Here is a 725-nt window from a genome sequence, read left to right as displayed (position 1 = left end):
CTTTGGTTGGGGGTGGTTCGTGCCTTATTCATTTCAACCTAGCTATCACGAATTTAAAAAGATGTGTAAGCTTAATGAATTACCAAATAATGAAGAGAAATATAATAAGATTTTATCATATTATGATTTAGATTGGAATACTATGTTTGAAACAATGAAACCAATACAAACGAGCGATGAATATCAAATAAAATATATGTTAGGAGAAACCAAAATACACAACAGAATAGAATTTGATTCAGGTTTTTTTGTATATTTAGATAAGACGAAACAAAATATTGTTAGGATTAGCCCATATTTTTTTGCAAGATGGGACACTAAAAGAAAATATCTCACAACAAAAAGCATAGCTTCTTATGAGCTTGTATTTGAAACAACTTATGGAAGTTGCACATCTATAAGGATTAACAAGGATTAACAATGAGTAATAAAGAACAAATACAGAAATTACGAGACTATGCAGAATTAGCTTGGGCTTCGTATGGTTACTTTCATCTAGCAAAATCTAAGGCAATACAATGAAAAAGTTTCTTATACCTAAAAAGATTATTCTAACTCTTATTGTATTATTTGGAATTTATCTACTTGGAATCCCGCTTTATTACACTCCTTATGAGCTACAACCGAGTTATTGGAAGTTTAAGGAGATATGTGAGGCGAACTATGATATATTAGATTCTAATGAAAGAACAAAAAAATTGTTAAATCTTTTTAATGTGAATGAT

Annotated in this window: 1 protein-coding gene and 1 pseudogene; both read left to right on the top strand. The window is 29.2% G+C overall.

What is annotated here, in order from left to right:
* A partial coding sequence (locus tag CQA53_RS11780) for a hypothetical protein (RefSeq protein ID WP_147290065.1) occupies positions 1-418 on the top strand: 418 nt, incomplete at its 5' end.
* Positions 419-518: 100 nt separating this feature from the next.
* Positions 519-725 (top strand): annotated as a pseudogene (locus CQA53_RS11775) (hypothetical protein); the annotation flags it as partial.

Origin of the sequence: Helicobacter didelphidarum (assembly GCF_003364195.1) — a bacterium.
GTDB lineage: Bacteria > Campylobacterota > Campylobacteria > Campylobacterales > Helicobacteraceae > Helicobacter_A > Helicobacter_A didelphidarum.
This window is presented reverse-complemented; position numbering and strand designations above follow the sequence as displayed.